Annotated in this window: 19 protein-coding genes; 6 read left to right on the top strand and 13 right to left on the bottom strand. The window is 70.9% G+C overall.

What is annotated here, in order from left to right; all coding sequences use genetic code 11:
* Positions 1-3: 3 nt before the first annotated feature.
* The 8 genes from N542_RS0112705 to N542_RS0112740 form a co-directional block, all read right to left on the bottom strand.
* Positions 4-594 carry a hypothetical protein gene (locus tag N542_RS0112705; protein WP_036507716.1) on the bottom strand — a complete coding sequence of 197 codons (591 nt, stop codon included), beginning with the start codon at positions 592-594 and terminating at the stop codon, positions 4-6.
* A 44-nt stretch (positions 595-638) separates the two neighbouring features.
* A complete protein-coding gene (locus tag N542_RS0112710) occupies positions 639-1,601 on the bottom strand; it encodes an alpha/beta hydrolase (RefSeq protein WP_028644234.1) in 963 nt (320 codons plus the stop codon).
* A complete protein-coding gene (locus tag N542_RS24745; RefSeq protein WP_051551716.1) occupies positions 1,598-2,293 on the bottom strand; it encodes a glycerophosphodiester phosphodiesterase in 696 nt (231 codons plus the stop codon). The genes N542_RS0112710 and N542_RS24745 overlap by 4 nt, the downstream gene beginning before the upstream one ends.
* The gene (locus tag N542_RS0112720; protein WP_028644235.1) at positions 2,290-3,003 is read right to left on the bottom strand and encodes a gamma-glutamyl-gamma-aminobutyrate hydrolase family protein; all 714 of its coding nucleotides are present in this window, start codon (positions 3,001-3,003) and stop codon (positions 2,290-2,292) included. The genes N542_RS24745 and N542_RS0112720 overlap by 4 nt, the downstream gene beginning before the upstream one ends.
* Positions 3,003-3,782: a 3-oxoacyl-ACP reductase gene (locus N542_RS0112725; protein WP_028644236.1), complete on the bottom strand. Its 780-nt coding sequence runs from the start codon at positions 3,780-3,782 to the stop codon at positions 3,003-3,005. Before N542_RS0112725 ends, N542_RS0112720 begins: the two co-directional genes overlap by 1 nt.
* Positions 3,783-3,894: 112 nt before the next feature.
* A complete protein-coding gene (locus N542_RS0112730) occupies positions 3,895-5,253 on the bottom strand; it encodes an aldehyde dehydrogenase family protein (RefSeq protein WP_028644237.1) in 1,359 nt (452 codons plus the stop codon).
* Entirely contained in the window at positions 5,254-6,609 is a 1,356-nt protein-coding gene (locus N542_RS0112735; RefSeq protein ID WP_028644238.1) for a glutamine synthetase family protein, read from the bottom strand.
* A 20-nt stretch (positions 6,610-6,629) separates the two neighbouring features.
* Positions 6,630-7,376 (bottom strand): FadR/GntR family transcriptional regulator, encoded by a 747-nt coding sequence (locus tag N542_RS0112740; RefSeq protein WP_051551719.1) that lies wholly within the window; start codon positions 7,374-7,376, stop codon positions 6,630-6,632.
* Positions 7,377-7,522: 146 nt separating this feature from the next.
* Between N542_RS0112740 and N542_RS0112745 the strand changes: the two genes are divergently transcribed.
* From N542_RS0112745 to N542_RS0112755, 4 genes are read left to right on the top strand one after another with little or no spacing between them, the layout of a single operon-like run.
* Positions 7,523-9,094, top strand: coding sequence for an amino acid permease (locus N542_RS0112745; RefSeq protein ID WP_028644240.1), 1,572 nt, complete (start codon positions 7,523-7,525; stop codon positions 9,092-9,094).
* 9 nt (positions 9,095-9,103) lie between these two features.
* Positions 9,104-10,006 carry a phosphotransferase gene (locus tag N542_RS0112750; RefSeq protein WP_036507718.1) on the top strand — a complete coding sequence of 301 codons (903 nt, stop codon included), beginning with the start codon at positions 9,104-9,106 and terminating at the stop codon, positions 10,004-10,006.
* Positions 9,999-10,319: a hypothetical protein gene (locus tag N542_RS27545; protein WP_155993044.1), complete on the top strand. Its 321-nt coding sequence runs from the start codon at positions 9,999-10,001 to the stop codon at positions 10,317-10,319. The genes N542_RS0112750 and N542_RS27545 overlap by 8 nt, the downstream gene beginning before the upstream one ends.
* Entirely contained in the window at positions 10,312-12,726 is a 2,415-nt protein-coding gene (locus tag N542_RS0112755; RefSeq protein WP_028644242.1) for a GcvT family protein, read from the top strand. Before N542_RS27545 ends, N542_RS0112755 begins: the two co-directional genes overlap by 8 nt.
* Before the next feature lie 115 nt (positions 12,727-12,841).
* On the opposite strand, the gene N542_RS0112760 is transcribed toward N542_RS0112755, so the two are convergent.
* The 4 genes from N542_RS0112760 to N542_RS0112775 all read right to left on the bottom strand — a co-directional run bounded on the left by N542_RS0112760 (position 12,842) and on the right by N542_RS0112775 (position 16,576).
* Complete coding sequence (locus N542_RS0112760) at positions 12,842-13,516, bottom strand: pentapeptide repeat-containing protein (RefSeq protein ID WP_028644243.1); 675 nt, start codon at positions 13,514-13,516, stop codon at positions 12,842-12,844.
* 106 nt (positions 13,517-13,622) lie between these two features.
* Positions 13,623-14,387, bottom strand: coding sequence for an amino acid ABC transporter ATP-binding protein (locus tag N542_RS0112765; RefSeq protein WP_028644244.1), 765 nt, complete (start codon positions 14,385-14,387; stop codon positions 13,623-13,625).
* Positions 14,384-15,859, bottom strand: a complete 1,476-nt coding sequence (locus N542_RS27170; protein ID WP_231482632.1) for an ABC transporter substrate-binding protein/permease — start codon at positions 15,857-15,859, stop codon at positions 14,384-14,386. The genes N542_RS0112765 and N542_RS27170 overlap by 4 nt, the downstream gene beginning before the upstream one ends.
* A 51-nt stretch (positions 15,860-15,910) precedes the next feature.
* On the bottom strand, positions 15,911-16,576 hold the full coding sequence (locus tag N542_RS0112775) for a hypothetical protein (protein ID WP_081795179.1): 666 nt from the start codon (positions 16,574-16,576) through the stop codon (positions 15,911-15,913).
* A gap of 104 nt (positions 16,577-16,680) precedes the next feature.
* Between N542_RS0112775 and N542_RS0112780 the strand changes: the two genes are divergently transcribed.
* Entirely contained in the window at positions 16,681-17,823 is a 1,143-nt protein-coding gene (locus N542_RS0112780) for an LLM class flavin-dependent oxidoreductase (protein WP_028644247.1), read from the top strand.
* A complete protein-coding gene (locus N542_RS0112785; RefSeq protein ID WP_028644248.1) occupies positions 17,820-18,437 on the top strand; it encodes an FMN reductase in 618 nt (205 codons plus the stop codon). Before N542_RS0112780 ends, N542_RS0112785 begins: the two co-directional genes overlap by 4 nt.
* Before the next feature lie 50 nt (positions 18,438-18,487).
* On the opposite strand, the gene N542_RS0112790 is transcribed toward N542_RS0112785, so the two are convergent.
* Positions 18,488-19,015, bottom strand: coding sequence for a YbhB/YbcL family Raf kinase inhibitor-like protein (locus N542_RS0112790; RefSeq protein ID WP_028644249.1), 528 nt, complete (start codon positions 19,013-19,015; stop codon positions 18,488-18,490).
* Positions 19,016-19,067 lie beyond the last annotated feature (52 nt).

Below are 19,067 nucleotides of genomic sequence, written 5' to 3' on the forward strand. Positions count from 1 at the left end.
GCCTCAGCCCACCGGCACCTGCGGCCCGAGGGCGGGTGAGGAGTACGTCGGCTCGTGCCCGCTGTCCTCCACCGTGACCCCGACCCGCACCCACTCCGGCGAGCGGAGGCACGTCCACGGCACCACGACCTGCACCGAGTCGGCGACCGGGGCGACCTCGGCCCCCGCCCCGGGACAGTCGACGGTCACCATGCCGTAGACCCCACCGCACCCGTGCTCGCCGCCGTCCGTGGGAGCGGGCGAGGGCGGCTCGCCCGGGTACAGGACGGCCTCGGTGGCCGACTCCTCGCCCGCGTCGAAGCGGTGCACCTCGACGGTCCACGCCTGGACCGGGGTCACGACCCGGAAGGCCCACGCCTGGTCGGGTGAGTCCACGACGTCCTGCTGGTGGGCCTCGATGACGACGGCGGTGGCAGTGCGCCGCACCTCGATGGCGCCGACCCGGTCGCGGGGGAGTGCGGGAGCCAGGGAGGGGGACGGACACGCGGACGGCGCCTCCTCAGCACCGGAGGAGGGATCGGTCGATCCGGCCGCGGTGCACGAGGTCGCGCCGACCGCGAGCACGATGAGCAGAACAGTCCGCAGCCACGTCACGGGTCCATGATCGGCAGCGCGGAGGCGCGGCGCAGCAGAAACCCTCAGTCGACGTACGTCGACACCCAGCGGTCCAGCTCGGCGTACGCCGCGGCGCGCGGCTCGGGCCGCGACAGCACGACGTCGTGGCGGGCGCCCTCGACCGCGATGTAGGTGACGTGTCGGCCGATCGAGGTGGCCCACCGCCGGATCTGAGGCACCTCGAGCACGATGTCGTAGCCGTGGACGTCCTCGCCCATCGCCTTCGGCCATCGGGTCCCCCCGGAGGAGAGCACGAGCACCGGGCAGCCGACCTCCAGGCCGGCCTGGAGCTCCTCGTGCCCGCGCCGGATCGCGCTCAGCCAGCCGAACGAGACGGGGAACGACTCGAGCGGCTTCCACTCGGTGTTGAACATCCACTCGCCGTCGTGCTCCAGGTGCAGGCTGCGGCCGTAGAAGCCGCCCACCGTCCTCGGGATCAGCCGAGCCGGCTGCCGCGACCCGACCTGCTTGACGACGGCGGTGCCGACGCCCTGCATGATCCGCCCACCCTGCATGTCGAGCCACGGCGAGTTCAGCACCAGACCGGCGATCGCCGGCTGCCGCTCGTTGGCCCACAGCGACGCGATCAGCCCACCGGTGGAGTGCGCGGCGATCACCACGTGGTCGTGCCCGTCGCGCTCGGCGACGCGGTGGAAGGCGGCGTCGAGGTCGGCGAAGTGGTCACGCAGGTCGGTGACGTAGTTCGGCGTCTGGTGGGGGCGCAGCGAGCGACCGTACTTGCGCAGGTCGACGGCGTAGAAGTCGTAGCCGCGCGCGGTCCACCACTCGGCGAACTCGGTCTGGAAGAAGTAGTCGCAGAACCCGTGCACGTAGAGGACCGCCCGGCCGGTGGGCTGCGCGGCCCGGCGTACGACGAGCGTCACCACGACCGGCCCCTCCGCGTCGGGCGGCAGGGTGATGGTCTCGGCAAGGTAGGGCTCACCCAGGACGTCGGGGACGAGCTCGTCGAGCTTTCCGGACTTCATGGCCAAATTCTGTCAGGCCGCCGCAGGCGCAGGGCGATGGCGGGGTTGTTCGTGGTCACCATCCAGGCCCGACCCGACCTGGTCCAGTAGCGCAGCGACGGCTCGGTGTCGACGGTCCACACCAGCAGCGGCAGCCCGCGTTGGCGGGCGAAGCGGGCCACGGCGAAGCGGGCCAGCGTGTGGTGGGCGACGACCACGTTGGCGCGTGAGTGCCGGTAGCGGACGTGCGGCCAGATCTCCGACAGCCGCACCTTGATCTGCCGCCACAGCGAGAAGCCCTTCACACCGCGGCCCAGCGACAGCCCGACGAGCAGGGCCGGCGCGTGCTCGTCCGACCACGCGCGTACGGCGGCCACCGACCGGTCGTCCAGCGTGGTCACGACGACCCGGTCCGTGCCGAGCAGGCGTACGGCGGCCGCGGTCGCCTCGACGACGCCGTCGTCGGTGAACTTCAGGTCCAGGTGCACCCGGCTGCGCCCGGCGAGCAGGCGCAGCGCCTCGTCGTACGGCACCGCGTCGGGCGGAGCGACGTCGACCGGGTCGTGGTGCAGCACGAGGGAGCCGTCGGCGCACCGCTGGACGTCGAACTCGACGTAGTCGACCCCGAGGTCGATGGCATGCTCGATGGCCTCGCGGGTCAGGCAGCGGTGGGCGCTGACGAGGACGGGGTCGGACTCGCGGGACGGTCTCATCGCGCCCCAGCGTAGGCGGCGGCCGCACGAGCCAACCCGGCGAGGAGCCCGACATCCGCAGCGGTCTCCGGGTGCCACTGCACGCCGACGCAGAAGCGCTCACCGTCGGCCTCGATCGCCTCGAGCGTGCCGTCGCTCGCGTGGGCGACGGCGACGTAGCCGGGATGGCTGCGGACCGACTGATGGTGGTGGCAGTTCACGCTCAGCCGCTCGCCGACCAGGCCCGCGACCCGGGTGCCTGCGGCGGTGACGACCTGCACCGCGCCGAACTGGTCGCCACCGGGGGAGTGCCCCTCGTGCTCGACGACGTCGGGCACGTGCTGGACGAGCGCGCCGCCCGCCTGCACCGCCATCACCTGCATCCCCCGGCAGACGCCGAGCACCGGCAGGCCGGCGGCCTCGGCCGCCTCGAGCAGCGCCACCTCCCACGCGTCGCGGTCGGGGCGCCAGCCGGCCGTGGCCGGGTGCGCCGGCTCGGCGTACAGCTCCGGGTCGACGTCGGCTCCGCCGCTGATCACCAGTCCGTCGAGGCGCGCCACGACGGCGTCGGCCGCCCCGACCTGCGCGAGCGGGGGCAGCAGGAGCGGTACGCCGCCGGTCGCCTCGACGGCGGCGGCGTACTGCACCGGCAGCAGGTCGGCGCGCTGGTGCCACACCCCCCAGGCCGCCTGCTCGCGGTAGGTGGTGAGGCCGATGACGGGAGCGACCATCAGAGCGGAGTGACGTAGGCCCCGGAGATGCCGCCGTCGACGAGGAACGTGTTGGCGGTCATGAACGAGGAGTCGTCGGAGGCCAGGAAGAGCACCGCGGACGCCATCTCCTCGGGCTCGCCGAAGCGGCCCATCGGCACGTGCACCAGCCGGCGGGCGGCCCGCTCCTCGTCCTTGGCGAAGAGCTCCTGCAGCAGCGGGGTGTTCACCGGTCCGGGGCAGAGGGCGTTGACGCGCACACCCTGGCGCGCGAACTGGACGCCGAGCTCGCGGCTCATCGACAGCACGCCGCCCTTGGACGCCGAGTAGGAGATCTGCGAGGTCGCCGCACCCATCACCGCGACGAAGGAGGCGGTGTTGATGATCGAGCCCTTGCCCTGCTCGAGCATGTAGGGCAGCACCGCCTTGCAGCACAGGTAGACGCTCGTCAGGTTCACCTCCTGCACCTTGCGCCAGGCGTCGAGGTCGGTGTCGAGGATCGAGTCGTCCTCCGGCGGGCTGATCCCGGCGTTGTTGAACGCGATGTCGACCGAGCCGTAGGTGTCCTTCGCCGTCTGGTAGAGCACGTCGACCTGGTCCTTGTCGGTGACGTCGACGTGCACGTACGTCGCAACGTCGGCACCGCCGAGCTCGGCGACGATCTCCGCGCCGCGCTCGTCGTTGACGTCACCGATGACGACCTTCGCGCCCTCCGCGACGAACCGGCGGACCGTCGCCAGACCGATGCCCGAGCAGCCGCCGGTGATGACCGCGACTCGGTCCTGGATGCGTCCTGCCACTGTGGTGCCTCTCTCTGGGGTGGACTTGTCAGGCTCTTCCCGCACTTCTCAGGCGTTGCAACGCCCGAGAAGTGCGGCAATCCCCGGTGAACCGGGGATCCCGACGGGGTGCTTAGTGAGCGATGAAGACGTTCTTCTCCTCGGTGAACGCCGCCGGGGCATCCGGGCCGAGCTCACGGCCGAGGCCGGACTGCTTGTAGCCGCCGAACGGCGTCCAGTAGCGCACCGCGGAGTGCGAGTTGACGCTGAGGTTGCCGCTCTCGACGGCGCGGGCGACACGCAGCCCGCGCCCGAGGTCGCGGGTGAAGATCGAGCCGGACAGGCCGTACTCGGTGTCGTTGGCCAGGGCGACCACGTGCTCCTCGTCGTCGAACGGCATCACCGCGACGACCGGGCCGAAGACCTCCTCGCGCCAGATCCGCGCCTCCGCGTCCTCGGTGGTGACGACGCTGGGCGGCACCCAGAAGCCGTCGCCGCTCGGCGTGCTGCCCGTGAACGCCACGTCGACCTCGTCCAGGAAGCCGGTGACCGTGGCCTTCTGCTTCGCGGAGATCAGCGGGCCCATCTCGCTCGACTCGTCGGTCGGGTCCAGCACCCGCAGGCCCGTCACCGCCGGCTGCAGCTTGGACAGGAACTCGTCGTACGCCGAGCGCTCGACCAGGATCCGGGAGCGAGCGCAGCAGTCCTGGCCCGCGTTGTCGAAGACGGCGTACGGCGCGCTCGCGGCCGCGGCGTCGATGTCGGCATCGGCGAAGACGATGTTGGAGCTCTTGCCGCCCAGCTCGAGCGTCAGCCGCTTCACCTGGTCGGCGCAGCCCGCCATGATCCGCTTGCCGACCGCGGTCGAGCCGGTGAAGACGATCTTGCGCACGAGCGGGTGGGTCACGAACCGCTCACCCACCACGGTGCCGTGGCCCGGGATGATGGTCAGCACGTGCTCCGGGATCCCCGCCTCGAGCGCGAGCTCCCCGAGGCGGATCGCGGTGAGGGGAGTGAGCTCGGCCGGCTTGAGCACGACCGTGTTGCCGGCCGCGAGCGCCGGCGCGAAGCCCCAGGCCGCGATCGGCATCGGGAAGTTCCACGGCACGATGATCCCGACGACGCCCAGCGGCTCGCGGAAGGTGATGTCCACGCCGCCCGGCACCGGGATCTGCCGGCCGAAGAGTCGCTCGGGGGCGGCCGAGTAGTAGTTGAGGCAGTCCCGGACGTTGCCGGCCTCCCACCGGGCATTGCCCCAGGTGTGCCCGGCGTTGCGGACCTCGAGCTCTGCGAGCTCCTCGATGTGGTCGTCGACCACGGCCGCGAAGCGACGCAGCAGCGTGGCCCGCTCGCCCGGCGACACGCGCCGCCAGGAGGCGAAGGCCTCGTGAGCGCGCTCGATGGCGGCGTCGGTCTCGGCCACCGACGCGAGCGGCACCTCGGCGACCGGTCGCGCCGTCGCCGGGTTGATGACGGTGTAGACGTCGCTCACTTACAGCCTCTCGAATCCACGGAAGAGCTCCCAGTCGGTGACGGCAGCGTTGAAGGCGGCCAGCTCGACGGCCGCCATGTTGGCGTAGTGGTCGACGACGTCGTCGCCCAGGGTGGCGCGGGCGATCTCGGAGCCGACGAACGCCTCGCGAGCCGCGGCCAGCGTCGTCGGCACCTTCGGGCGTCCGGACGTGTAGGCGTTGCCGACCACCTCGTCCTCGAGCTCCAGCTCGTGCTCGATGCCGTACAGGCCGCCGGCGAGCATCGCGGCGAGAGCGAGGTACGGGTTGGCATCGGCGCCGGGCACCCGGTTCTCCATCCGGGCGCCGCCGCCGTGACCGACCAGTCGTACGGCGCAGGTGCGGTTGTCGAGCCCCCACGCGATCGTCGTCGGCGCGAACGAGCCGTCCGCGAACCGCTTGTAGGAGTTGATGTTCGGGGCGAAGAGCAACGTGAAGTCGGCCATCGTCGCCAGCACGCCGGCGACGAAGTGGTCGTAGAGCGGCGTACGCGCGCCGTCCTTCCAGAAGACCAGCTCGTCGTCGAGGCCGCGCAGCGAGAGGTGGATGTGGCAGGAGCTGCCCTCGCGCTGGTCGTACTTCGCCATGAACGTGATCGCCTTGCCCTGCTGGGAGGCGATCTCCTTGGCGACCGTCTTGTAGACGACGTGGTCGTCGGCGGTCTTGAGGGCGTCGGCGTAGAGGAAGCCGATCTCGTGCTGGCCGAAGTTGCACTCGCCCTTGGCGCCCTCGACGTCGAGACCCGCGTCGTACATGGTGTTGCGGATCGCGCGCAGCAGCGGCTCGACGCGGGTGGTGCCGAGGATCGAGTAGTCCACGTTGTACTGGTTGACCGGCGTCAGGCCGTGGTAGCGAGCGTCGTGCGCGGCTTCGTACGTCGTGTCGAACGCGATGAACTCGAGCTCCGTGCCGGCCAGCGCCTGCCAGCCCTGCTCGGCGCAGCGGTCGAGCTGGCGCTGCAGGATCGCCCTCGGCGACTGGACGACCGGGGAGTGGTCGGGCCAGACCAGGTCGCACTGCACCATCGCGGTCGACGGCAGGTGGGTGAGCACCCGGATGGTCCGGTCGTCGAGGACGAACTCCATGTCGCCGTACCCCTTCTCCCACGAGGAGATGGCGTACCCGCCGACGGTGTTCATGTCGACGTCGACGGCGAGCAGGTAGTTGCAGCCCTCGGTGCCGTTCGGCACGACGACGTCGGCGAAGTAGCGCCCGTGCAGCCGCTTGCCCTGCAGCCGTCCCTGCATGTCGGTGAAGGCGACGACGACGGTGTCGATGTCGCCCTCCTGGATCCGGGCGAGCAGGTGCTCCATCGAGAGGTGACGACTGTTGCGCACGCAGTTTCCTTCCGTCGGGTCTAGCCCACGAGCCCGCGCAGAAGCGCGGCCGTGTCGTCGCAGTGCTCTTGCATCACCGTGCGTGCTCGCTCCGCCTCGCCGGCAACGATCGCCTTGACGAGGACGGCGTGCTGGTGGTCCGAGTGCGTGATGTTGGTGCCCAGCACGGGGATCGCGAGCAGCATCTCGTGCAGCGTCGACTGCACCGACGTGACGGCCTCGATCACCCGCGGCGAGCCACCGAGGGAGGCCACGGTGAGATGGAAGCGCGAGTCGGCCTGCCGGTGCGCGGCCGGTCGGGCAGCCCGCGCGACGTCGGCATGGGCCCGCTCCAGCTGGCTGCGGCGTACGTCGGTCAGCTCGACGGTGGCCGCGAGCCAGGCGGCCCCGGGCTCGACGATGCGGCGGTACTCCAACGCGTCGAGCCAGTCGGCGCGCCGCTCGGGCGAGACCCGGGCCGCGGCCCGCGCGGACGGGGTGCGGGCCTTCAGCGTGACGACGGTCCCACCGCCGCGCCCCCGGGTGGTCTCGACCAGTCCGGCCTCGCGCAGCGCGGCCATCGCCTCGCGCAACGTGGCCCGGGAGACCTCGAGCCGGGCGGCCAGGTCGCGCTCGGGAGGAAGCAGGGTGCCGAGGGGGTAGACGCCGAGGCGGATGGCCGTGCCCAGCTGCTCCACGCAGGCCTCGAACGCGTGGTGACCGCGCACCGGCCGGAGCACCGCCTCGGGGAGGTGATGCTCTCCCGAAGGGTCGGGCGATGCGGTCATGGAGCAATCCTTGGAGTCCCGGGGCGGCGGTGTCAATGACACTAAAGGTCTGAGTTCATACCAATTTTACCGAAGGCTATGGACACCCCGAACAACGCGGGTCTAGCGTCCGGTTCACATTCGCACGAACCCCCGGAAGGTGTCCGATGCCCGAAGCACATGAGCCGATCGACGAGCTCACCGAGGACGAGCAGCACCTCGCGAAGCTCGGCTACAAGCAAGAGCTGAGCCGGTCCTGGTCCGGCTTCTCGAACTTCGCCATCTCGTTCTCGATCATCTCGATCCTGGCCGGCTGTCTCACGACGTACGGCGCCGGTATCGCCAACGGCGGACCGGTCTCGATCTCGTGGTCGTGGCCGATCATCTCGATCTTCATCCTGATCATCGGCTTCACGATGTCGGAGCTGGTGTCCGCGATGCCGACCTCGGGCGGCATCTACTACTGGGCCTCCAAGCTCGGCGGGCCCGCAGCCGGGTTCTTCACCGGCTGGCTGAACCTGATCGGCCTGATCGCGGTGACCGCCTCGGTCGCCTACGGGTGCGCGACGTTCTTCGAGCTGACCTTCCTCGAGTGGGGCTGGTACGACACCTTCTCGCTGAACCGGATCTTCCTGTTCTTCGTCGTGATCCTGGCGATGATCACGCTGATCAACATCTTCTCCAGCCACCTCCTCGCGCTGTTCAACAACATCTCGGTGTGGTGGCACGTCGCCGGCGCGAGCGTGCTGATCGCGGTGCTCATCTTCGTGCCCGACGACCACCTGAGCTTCTCGCAGGTCTTCACCGACAAGTTCAACGGGTCGGGGTGGGCGGACGGCTCGACCAGCTCGCTGACCTACTTCTTCGTGATCATCCCGTTCGGCTTCATCCTGACCCAGTACACGATCACCGGCTTCGATGCCTCGGTCCACCTCTCGGAGGAGACCCAGGGGGCGGCGAAGTCGGCGGCGCAGGGCATCTGGCGCTCGATCTTCTACTCGGCGGTCGGCGGCTACATCCTGCTGCTGGCGGTCACCTTCGCGATCCCGAAGGTCGACGGCGCGCCCGACTACGCCGGCATCCCGGCCGGCGGCGTGGCGTACATCTTCGACGCCTCGCTCGGCTCGGGCTGGGCGGGCACGCTGCTCTTCATCTCCGCCTGCGCCCAGCTCTTCTGTGCCACGGCCTGCCTGACCTCCACCTCGCGGATGATGTTCGCCTTCAGCCGTGACCGCGCCGTCCCGGGCTCGCGGCTGTGGTCGAAGGTCAACGCCAGCCGGACGCCGGCCAACGCCGTCATCTGCGCGGCCGTCGTCGGCGGCATCATCACGCTGCCGGCGCTGAAGTCGGTCAACGGCATCCCGACCGCCTTCTACGCCGTGACGTCGGTGTCCGTGATCGGGCTGTACTTCTCCTTCGCCATCCCGATCTTCCTGCGGTGGCGAGCGGGCGACAGCTTCGAGGTGGGCAGCTGGAACAACGGCAGCAAGTACAAGTGGATGAACCCGCTCGCCGTCATCGAGATCATCGTGGTCGGCATCATGCTGATGCTGCCGACCTCGCCGTTCGGCGCTCCTTGGCGCGACGAGTTCACCTGGGCGAGCGTCAACTACGCACCGCTGGCGACCCTCGGCGTGCTGCTGGTGCTGGCGGTCTGGTGGCTGGCGTCGGCGAACAAGTGGTTCACCGGTCCGGTCAAGACGATCGACCAGGCCGTCGTGGACGCCTTCGGCGACTGATCGAGCTGCGTGTCTGAAGTGCCTCCCCTGGACCGCCTCGCCTGCCTGGCGGGGCGGTCCTGGCGGGTCCGGGAGCTGCCCGGTGGCCTGACCAACACCAACTTCCACGTCAGCGACGGCGCCGGCCTCGACGTCGTGGTGCGCTGGTCGCAGGGCGACGCGGCGCTGCTCGGGATCGACCACGACGCCGAGGCCGCCAACACGGCCGCGGCGGCGCGAGCCGGGGTGGGCGCCGAGGTGGTCGAGTACCGCCCTGACCTGTCGATGCTGGTGATCTGCTTCCTGCCCGGACGCTCGCTCGAGAACGCCGACTTCGCCGACCCCGAGGTCCTGGCCCGTGCGGCGGCGGCGACCCGGCGCCTGCACGCCGGTCCGCGGTTCTCCGGGGACTTCGACATGTTCGCCCGCCAGGCGGCGTACCTCTCGACGGTGCGCGAGCGCGGCTACGCCCTCCCGGCCGGCTACGACGACCACGCCGACGCGTGGGCCGACGTACGCCGAGCGCTGGCGGCCGTGCCGCGTCCGACGGTGCCCTGCAACAACGACCTGCTCGCCGCCAACTTCATCGACGACGGAGCGAGCTGCGCGATCATCGACTACGAGTACTCCAGCAACAACGACGCCTGCTTCGAGCTCGGCAACACGGCCACCGAGTGCGACTTCAGCCCCGACGCGGTCGAGGCCTACGCGGCGGCGTACTTCGGCGCCCCGACGCGCGCCGACCTGGCCCGGGTGCGGCTGCAGATGCTGTGCAGCGAGTACGGCTGGTCGCTGTGGGGCTTCATCCAGGCGGCCGCGAGCCCGATCGACTACGACTTCCACGGCTGGGGGACGGAGCGCTACGAGAAGGCGGCCGCCACCTTCCGCGGCCCGCACCTGGCCCGCCTGCTGGAGGATGTCGCCCATGACTGAGGAGACGGTGGTCGAGGTGCGAAGGCCGTCAGGCGGCGTCACGGTGGTTGAGGTGCGAAGGCCGTCGGGCGGCGTCACGGTGGTTGAGGTGCGAAGGCCGCCGGGCCTGAGCCTCGAAACCACACCGGGCCCGGCTGTCGACGTGGTGGTGGTTTCGAGGCTCGGCGCTAGCGCGCCTCGCACCTCAACCACCGACGGACCAGACCCGGTGGTCGAGGTGCGAAGGCCGCCAGGCAGCGTCACGGTGGTTGAGGTGCGAAGGCCGCCAGGCCTGAGCCTCGAAACCACCACGCGAGCGAGCCACCGTGGCTGACATTCCCGCCCGCGCCCAGGTCGTCATCGTCGGAGGCGGCGTCATCGGCACCTCGGTCGCCTACCACCTGACCAGGCTGGGCTGGACCGACGTGCTGCTGCTCGAGCAGGGCACGCTGTCGTGCGGCACGACCTGGCACGCGGCCGGGCTGGTGGGGCCGTTGCGGGCCTCGGAGAGCGGGACCCGGCTGGTGCAGTACTCCGCCGAGCTCTACGACTCGCTCGAGGCGGAGACCGGGCTGGCCACCGGCTACCGCAACGTCGGCGGGGTCATCGTGGCGCGCACCGAGGACCGGATGGTCCAGCTGCGCCGTACGGCGGCCAACGCGACGGCGTACGACATGGACTGCGAGCTGGTCTCGCCGGAGCGCGCCCAGGAGCTGTGGCCGGCGATGCGGGTCGACGACCTGCTCGGCGCGATCTGGCTGCCCGGCGACGGCAAGGTCAACCCGTCCGACGTCACCCAGTCGCTCGCCAAGGGGGCGCGCCAGCGCGGCGCCCGGATCGTCGAGCGGGTGCGCGTCACGGGCTTCGACGTCGACGAGGGGCCGTCGGGCCGTCGGGTGACCGGCGTCGTGACCGACCGGGGCAGCGTCGAGGCGGAGGTGGTCGTCAACTGTGCCGGCCAGTGGGCCAAGGCGCTGGGCGACCTGGTCGGCGTCCCGGTGCCGCTGCACTCGGCCGAGCACTTCTACGTGGTCACCGAGGCCATCGAGGGGGTCCATCCCGACCTGCCGATCATGCGGGACCCGGACGGCTGGACGTACTTCAAGGAGGAGACCGGCGGGCTGGTGGTCGGCGGCTTCGAGCCCGAGGCGAAGCCCTGGCGGTCGCCCGGCGACCTGCCGTACCCCTTCGAGTTCCAGCTGCTGCCCGAGGACTGGGAGCACTTCTCGGTGCTGATGGACGAGGCGCTGCTGCGCATCCCGGCGCTCGAGGAGACCGGGATCCGCAAGTTCTACAACGGCCCGGAGTCGTTCACCCCCGACAACCAGTTCCTGCTCGGCGAGGCGCCGGGGCTGCGCGGGTTCTTCGTCGGGGCCGGCTTCAACTCGGTGGGCATCGCGTCCGCGGGCGGGGCCGGGCGCGCCCTGGCCGAGTGGATCGTGGCGGGGGAGCCGCAGGACGACCTGGTGGCGGTCGACGTACGCCGGTTCGCGCCGCTGCACGCCGACAACGCGTGGCTGCGCTCGCGGGTCGCGGAGGTCCTCGGACTGCACTACGCCGTGCCGTGGCCCAACCGTGAGCTGGAGTCGGCGCGACCGCAGCGCACCTCGCCGGTGCACGACCGGGTGGCGGCAGCCGGGGCGCACTTCGGCACGAGGATGGGCTGGGAGCGGCCCAACGTCTTCGGACCGCCCGGCTCTGCGCTCGACTACGCCTGGGGCAAGCCGTCGTGGCTGAAGTGGTCGGCCGCCGAGCAGCGTGCCTGCCGGGGCGACGTCGCTGTCTTCGACCAGACGTCCTTCTCGAAGTACGTCGTGTCCGGACCGGACGCGCTCGCCGGTCTCCAGTGGGTCTGTGCCGCTGACGTCGACGTGCCGGTCGGGCAGTGCGTCTACACGCCCTTCCTCAACGCCCGCGGCACCTACGAGGCCGACCTCACGGTCACCCGGACCGCGGCCGACTCGTTCCTGCTGGTGTCGAGCTCGGCGACGACCGTGCGCGACCTGGACTGGCTGGCCCGGCACGGCGTACCGGCACGCGACGTCACCGACGCCGGCTCGGTGCTCGGCGTGATGGGTCCGCGTGCCCGGTCGCTGCTTGCGTCGCTGTCCGACGACGACTGGTCCGAGGAGGGGTTCGCGTTCGCGACGTCGCGCGAGGTGAGGGTCGCGGGGGTGCCGCTGCGGGCCACGCGGATGACGTACGTCGGCGAGCTCGGCTGGGAGCTGCTGGTCCCGGTCGCCGATGCCGGCTTCGTGTACGACGCGGTCGTGGCGGGTGGGGCGACCAACGCCGGCTACTACGCGATCGAGTCGCTGCGGCTGGAGAAGGGCTACCGCGCGTTCGGCCGCGAGCTGACGCCGGACTACGGGCCGGTCGAGGCGGGGCTGGTCTTCGCGACCGGCCTGGCCTCGGACCGGGACTTCCTCGGCCGGGCTGCCCTCGAGTCCCACCGCGAGGCGCTGGCCGCCGGCGGTCCTCGGCGACGGCTGGTGTCACTGGTGGTCGAGTCGCCCGACCCGATGCTCTGGGGTGGGGAGCTGCTGCTGCTCGACGGCGCTCCGGTGGGTCAGGTGACCAGCGCCGCGTGGGGCGAGACGGTCGGCTCCTGCGTGGGGCTCGGCTACCTGCGCCACTCCGGGCCGGTCACCTCCGACTGGCTCTCGAGCGGGACGTTCGAGGTCGACGTCGCGGGGGAGCGGTTCGGCGTACGCGCTTCGTTGCGGGCGCCGCTGAGCTAGTCGTCGGGGATACCCGGTAAACCGGGTATCCCCGAACTTCTGGGCCTCTGCAGAGCCCGAGAAGTTGATGAAGTGCCCCAGGAGTCCGGCTGATGGCGGGCCGGTCCCAGGAGGATCAGTCCTCGATCCGCAGACCGAGCTCGGCCGCGAGGAGCGGGGCGAGCCGCGTCAGCTGGTCGGAGCTCAGCGTGGCGCCGCGCAGTCCGACGAGGCCGTCCACCGCGTCGAACGTCGCCCGGCGCAGGTCGACGTCGCCGAGCCGGGCGCCCTGCACGTCGAGGCTGGCCACCCGGGTGTCGACCAGCGCGACCCTCGTCGCGGCGGCGCCGACGAGGTCGAGCTCCTCGATGACGCAGTCGGTGAAGAGGACGTCGAGGAGCTCGGCCCCGCGGAGGTTGAGGTAGCTGAGCTTGCAGCCCACGAAGTGGACCGAGCGCCACTGCGACTCGTAGGCCTCGACCGAGCCGAGCCGGCCGGAGACCTGGACGTCGCGCCACTGGCCCCGGGCGGCGCGTACGACGGGCACGCTCACCTGGTCGAGGTCGACCTCGGTCAGCCGGGCGCCCTTCAGGTCCGCCTCGTCGGCGGTCACCCGGGTCAGCCGGACGCCGTCGAGGCGGGCTCCGCCCAGCTCCAGGCGCTCGACCAGGACGTCGGTGTAGCGGACCGACTCCAGGTCGGCGCTCCGGACGAGGTCGGCCACCGGATCCCCGTCGGACAGGTCGCCCAGCCGGAGGCGGGCGACCACGGGGGCCTTGGTCTGCGGGGTCGTGGACCGGGCACCGGGCATGGGCGTGACCCTATCCGGGCCCGGTGACCTGCCGACCCGAGCAGCCCCACACGTCGTACGCCGGCGGCAGGGTCCGTCCCGGCCAGCGACCAGCAGCGGTCCCGCCTCAGCCGGCGTCCAGCACCCGGGCGAGGAACCGCTGCGTGCGCTCCTCGCGCGGATCGGTGAGCACCTCGGCGCCGCCGCGCTCGGCCACGACCCCGCCGTCGAGGAAGAGCACCTGGTCGGCGACGTCGCGAGCGAAGCGGACCTCGTGGGTGACGATCATCAGCGTCCAGTTCTCGGACGCCAGGTCGCGGATGACGGCGAGCACCTCGCCGACCAGCTCGGGGTCGAGGGCTGAGGTGGGCTCGTCGAGCAGGAGCACCTCCGGCTTGAGGGCGAGCGCCCGCGCGATGCCGACCCGCTGCTGCTGACCGCCCGAGAGCTGCGAGGGGTAGGCGTCCTCGCGGCCGGCGAGACCGACCTGGTCGAGCAGCGCGCGCGCCGACGCGGTGGCCTCCTCGACGTCGCGGCCCTGGACCTGCACCGGTCCCTCGATGAGGTTGCCCAGGACCGTCCGGTGCGGGAAGAGGTTGTGCGACTGGAAGACCATGCCGCTGCGGGCCCGCAGCGCCCGGATCGCCTGGCGGTACGCCGCCTTCTCGGTCGGCGGCGCGGTGAAGTCGATCGACGCGTCGCTGATCCGCACCAGCCCGGCGTCCGGGGCCTCCAGCACGTTGAGCGAACGCAGCACGGTGGTCTTGCCCGAGCCCGACGGCCCGAGCAGCACGGTCACGGTCCCGGACGCGGCGGTGAAGTCGACGCCCTGGAGGACCTGCTGGTCCCCGAAGGACTTCTCCAGCCCGCGCACCTCGATCAGGTCGGTCATGCCACGTACCTGCTCAGTCGTCGCTCGAGGGGAGCCTGCGCCAGCGTGACCAGGTAGCAGACCACCCAGTAGAAGAGCGCGGCCAGGGCGTACAGCGGGAGGTACTCGGTGCTGAGCGCCGCCGCGACGTTCGCCTCGTGGAAGAGCTCGGGCACCAGGATCAGCGACACCAGCGAGGTGTCCTTGATCAGGGACAGCAGCGTGTTGGACAGGGGCGGTACCGCGATCCGCGCCGCCTGCGGCAGCACGACGCGACGCATCGACTGCCAGTACTCCATCCCGATCACCGTCGCGGCCTCGTACTGACCGCGCGGCACGGACAGGATCGAGGCCCGCACGACCTCGGCGGCGTAGCCGCCCACGTTGAGGCTGAGCGCGAGGATCGCGGCGACGTACGGGTCGAGCTTGATGCCGACCTGGCCCAGGCCGAAGAAGACCAGGAAGAGCTGCACCAGCAGCGGGGTGCCGCGGATGACCGAGATGTAGAACCGGGCGATCCAGTCCAGCGGACGGATGGAGGACAACCGGGCCAGAGCGGCCAGGACCGCGAGCGCCAGGCCGGCGAGGAAGCTGGCCACGGTGAGCGGGATCGTCCCCTTGATCAGGCCACCGAGCATCTTGGGGGCGGTGTCCTTGATGACCTCCCACCGCGTCCGCGAGTCCGACCCCTTCACGTCGACGTCCGCCGAGCCCTCCTTGACGGTGACGTCGGCACCGAAGTACTTCTCGGAGATCTTCGCGAGCGTGCCGTCCTTGGCGAGGGCGGCCAGCGCCTGGTCGGCCTGCTGCCGGAGGACAGGGTCCGCCTGGCGGAAGGTCAGGGCCTGCTCCAGGACCTCGTCGCCGGCGTTGCCGGAGATCTTGACCTGCTTGGTGCCGGAGGTGGCGAGGTAGTCGAGCACCGCGATGTTGTCGTTGACGATGGCGTCGACGCGGCCCTGGGTGAGCAGCTCGACGCCCGGCCCGAAGTCCTGGACGTACTGGACGTTCGCCCCGGCCTTGCGGGCCACCTCGGCCCAGTTGCTGCTCGCGGTCTGGGCGGTCTTGCGTCCTTTGAGGTCAGCGAGGGTCGTGATGTCGTCGTTGTCGGCGGCGGTCACGATCACGCCGTGGGAGTAGGTGTACGGCGTGCTGAAGAGATAGCGGGCCGTGCGCTCGGGGTTGATCGTCACCTGGTTGGCGATGACGTCGATCCGCTTCGAGTCGAGCGAGGGGAAGAGCGAGTCGAACGGCGCCTCCACGAACCGGACGTCCCACCCGGCCTCCTCGCCGACGGCCTTCATCACCTCGACGTCGAAGCCGGTCAACGTGTTCGTCTTAGGGTCGCGGTAGGTGAAGGGCGGGTAGGTGCCCTCGGTCCCGACCCGGACCACCTCCGCCGCGGGGCCGTCGCCGGCGTACGACGGGGTCGCGAAGCCGAGGAGCGCACCCCAGACGAGGGTGAGCAGCACGATGGCTCGGGTCAGGCGCACCCGGCGACGGTACCCCGTCGCGTGGTTCTCAACCCACCAAGGTCGCTCGTCTTAGGTGCTTTCACCCGTCACGCCCGACAGGCGCGCCACGGGATCCGCCGGGTCCTCCTCGTGCGTCGTCGCCACCTCGCGTCGTCGGAGCACCGCCTGCACGACCAGCCCGGCGAGCAGGGCGCCGAGGGTGCCGAGGGTCTCGTCGCCCAGGGTGTCCTCGTACGCCGTGTCCAGCTCGGTGCCGTGGCGGATGAAGGTGTACCACTCGCCGAGCTCCCAGCCGATGGCCAGCATGGCGCCCAGCCCGGCGACCATCAGCACGCGCGCCCATCCCGGCCGCACCGGCCCGCCGATGATCAGGCCGATGCCGGTCAGCAGGAAGACCCAGTTCACGAAGTGGTTCATGTCGTCCCACCACGTCAGGGAGTCGTAGAGGTCGAGGCTGTTGCCGGTGACGTCGACCAGGAAGCCGAGCATGATCAGCGAGAACGCGCCGTACGGCACGGGCTCCTCGGGCCGGCGGCGCTTGACCGCCAGCCACCACACGGCCGGGACGAGCAGCATCATCAGCGGATAGGCGATCAGCCGGGCGCCGAACGCCTTGTCGGCGAACCGCTCGATGCCGGGCGCCCACTCCGCGACCGCGAGCTGCCCGATGGTGAGCACCAGGATGAGGACGGGCACCCAGAAGGGGCAGCGGCGGTCGGTGCGGGGTGGGGTCACGGGAGGATGGTGGCAGGAATAGTCGCCGTCCGTGGGTGGTTGAGCGATATAGTTCGGAATTCAACCAAGTGGGTTCCGATCCCAACCTTCAGGAGTGAGCGGACATGCAGTTCGGCATCTTCACCGTCGGCGACGTCACGGCGGACCCCACCACGGGTCGGACGCCGAGCGAGCACGAGCGGATCAAGGCCACGGTCGCCATCGCCAAGAAGGCCGAAGAGGTCGGTCTCGACGTCTTCGCCACCGGCGAGCACCACAACCCGCCCTTCATCGCCTCCAACCCGACGGCCACGCTCGCCTACATCGGCGCGCAGACCGAGCGGATCATCCTGTCGACCGCGACCACGCTGATCACGACGACCGACCCCGTCCTGATCGCGGAGGACTACGCGAAGATCCAGCACCTGACCGACGGCCGCGTCGACCTGATGATGGGCCGCGGCAACACCGGTCCGGTCTACCCGTGGTTCGGCAAGGACATCCGCGACGGCATCAACCTCGCCGTCGAGAACTACGCCCTGCTCCGCCGGCTCTGGGACGAGGAGGTCGTCACCTGGGAGGGCAAGTACCGCACGCCGCTCCAGGGCTACACCTCGACCCCGCGGCCGATGGACGGCGTGGCGCCGTTCGTGTGGCACGGCTCGATCCGCAGCCCCGAGATCGCCGAGCAGGCGGCGTACTACGGCGACGGGTTCTTCCACAACCACATCTTCTGGCCCGCCGGCCACACCAAGCAGATGGTCGACCTCTACCGTCGCCGGTTCGAGCACTACGGGCACGGCAGCGCCGACCAGGCGATCGTCGGGCTCGGTGGGCAGTTCTTCATGCGCAAGAACAGCCAGGACGCGATCAACGAGTTCCGCCCCTACTTCGACAACGCCCCGGTCTACGGCCACGGCCCGTCGCTGGAGGACTTCACCGAGGCGACCCCGCTGACCGTCGGCTCGCCGCAGCAGATCCTCGAGCGCACGCTCGGCTTCCGCGACTACGTCGGCCACTACCAGCGCCAGCTCTTCCTGGTCGACCACGCCGGGCTGCCGCTCAAGACCGTCCTCGAGCAGCTGGACCTGCTCGGCGAGCTGCTGCCGGAGCTGCGCAAGGGCATGGCCGAGGGCCGGCCCGCCCACGTCCCGGACGCGCCCACCCACGCGTCCAGGGTCGCCGCCGCCGGCGGTGCCCACGACTCGACCGTGCACGCGGTCGACGACGTCACCGGCACCACGGACCGTGAGGAGATCAGCGCATGACCAGGCTCGTCGTCGTCAGCGCGGGGCTCAGCGTCCCGTCGTCGACCAGGCTCCTCGCCGAGCGGCTCGCCGAAGCGACGGTCGAGGCGCTCGAGGACGTCGAGGTCACCCACGTCGAGCTGCGCGACCTCGCCCACCAGCTGACCGACCAGCTCCTCACGGGCTTCCCGGCCCCCGAGCTGGCGGCAGCTGAGACCGCCGTACGCGAGGCGGACGGCCTGATCGTCGTGACACCGGTGTTCTCGGCGTCGTACTCCGGTCTCTTCAAGACGTTCTTCGACGTCCTCGAGACCGGGACGCTCGACGGCAAGCCGGTCCTGGTCGCGGCGACCGCGGGCACCGCGCGGCACTCACTCGTCCTCGAGCACGCCCTGCGGCCGCTCTTCGCCTACCTGCGCGCGGTGGTCGTCCCGACCGGCGTCTTCGCGGCGACCGAGGACTTCGCCGGCACCGACCTCGACGCTCGCGTCGTCCGGGCGGCCGGCGAGCTCGCCCTGCTGATCGGCAAGGTCAGCCCGGTCGACGGCGGAGGCACGAGGCGCCGGACGGTCGAGGACGAGCTCGCCGAGCCCACGCCGTTCGACCAGCTGCTGCGTCGGGCGTCCGGGCGCTGACGCTGCGCCGACCGTGAGCCCGGCGGACATCGCCGGGCTCACCAGCGGAGCTAGTGCTGGTAGGTGCCGTGCAGGATCGCGCGACCGGCGGTCTTGAACGCGAGGTTGAAGGACACGACAGCCGGGGAGGCGTCCGAGTCGACCCCGAGGGTCTCCTCCTTCACCGCGTGCACGACGAAGAAGTAGCGGTGCACCTGGTCGCCCTCGGGCGGAGCGGCACCCATGAACGCCTTCGGACCACCGTCGTTGCGGCACATGAACGCGTTGCCGGGCAGGTCCGCGCCCTCGGCGCCGGCGCCGGTGTCCAGCGACGTCACGTCGGCCGGCAGGTCGACCAGGACCCAGTGCCAGAAGCCGCTCGGGGTCGGCGCGTCGGGGTCGAAGCAGGTCACGGTGTAGCTCTTGGTGCCCTCGGGTCCGCCCTCCCACGACAGCTGCGGGGAGGTGTTGCCTGCGGCCGCGACCTGGTCGTCCCGCAACGGTGCGCCGTCGGTGACGTCGGCGCTGGTGACGGTGAAGGACGGTACGGCGGGCAGCAGCTCGTACGGATCTGGGGTGACCGGGCGGTCGAGCGACATGGTGCTCCTCACGGACGGGTGCGTACGACGATCAACCTAGTCCGGTGGGTGA

Source organism: Nocardioides sp. URHA0020, assembly GCF_000620705.1.
Taxonomy (GTDB): domain Bacteria; phylum Actinomycetota; class Actinomycetes; order Propionibacteriales; family Nocardioidaceae; genus Nocardioides.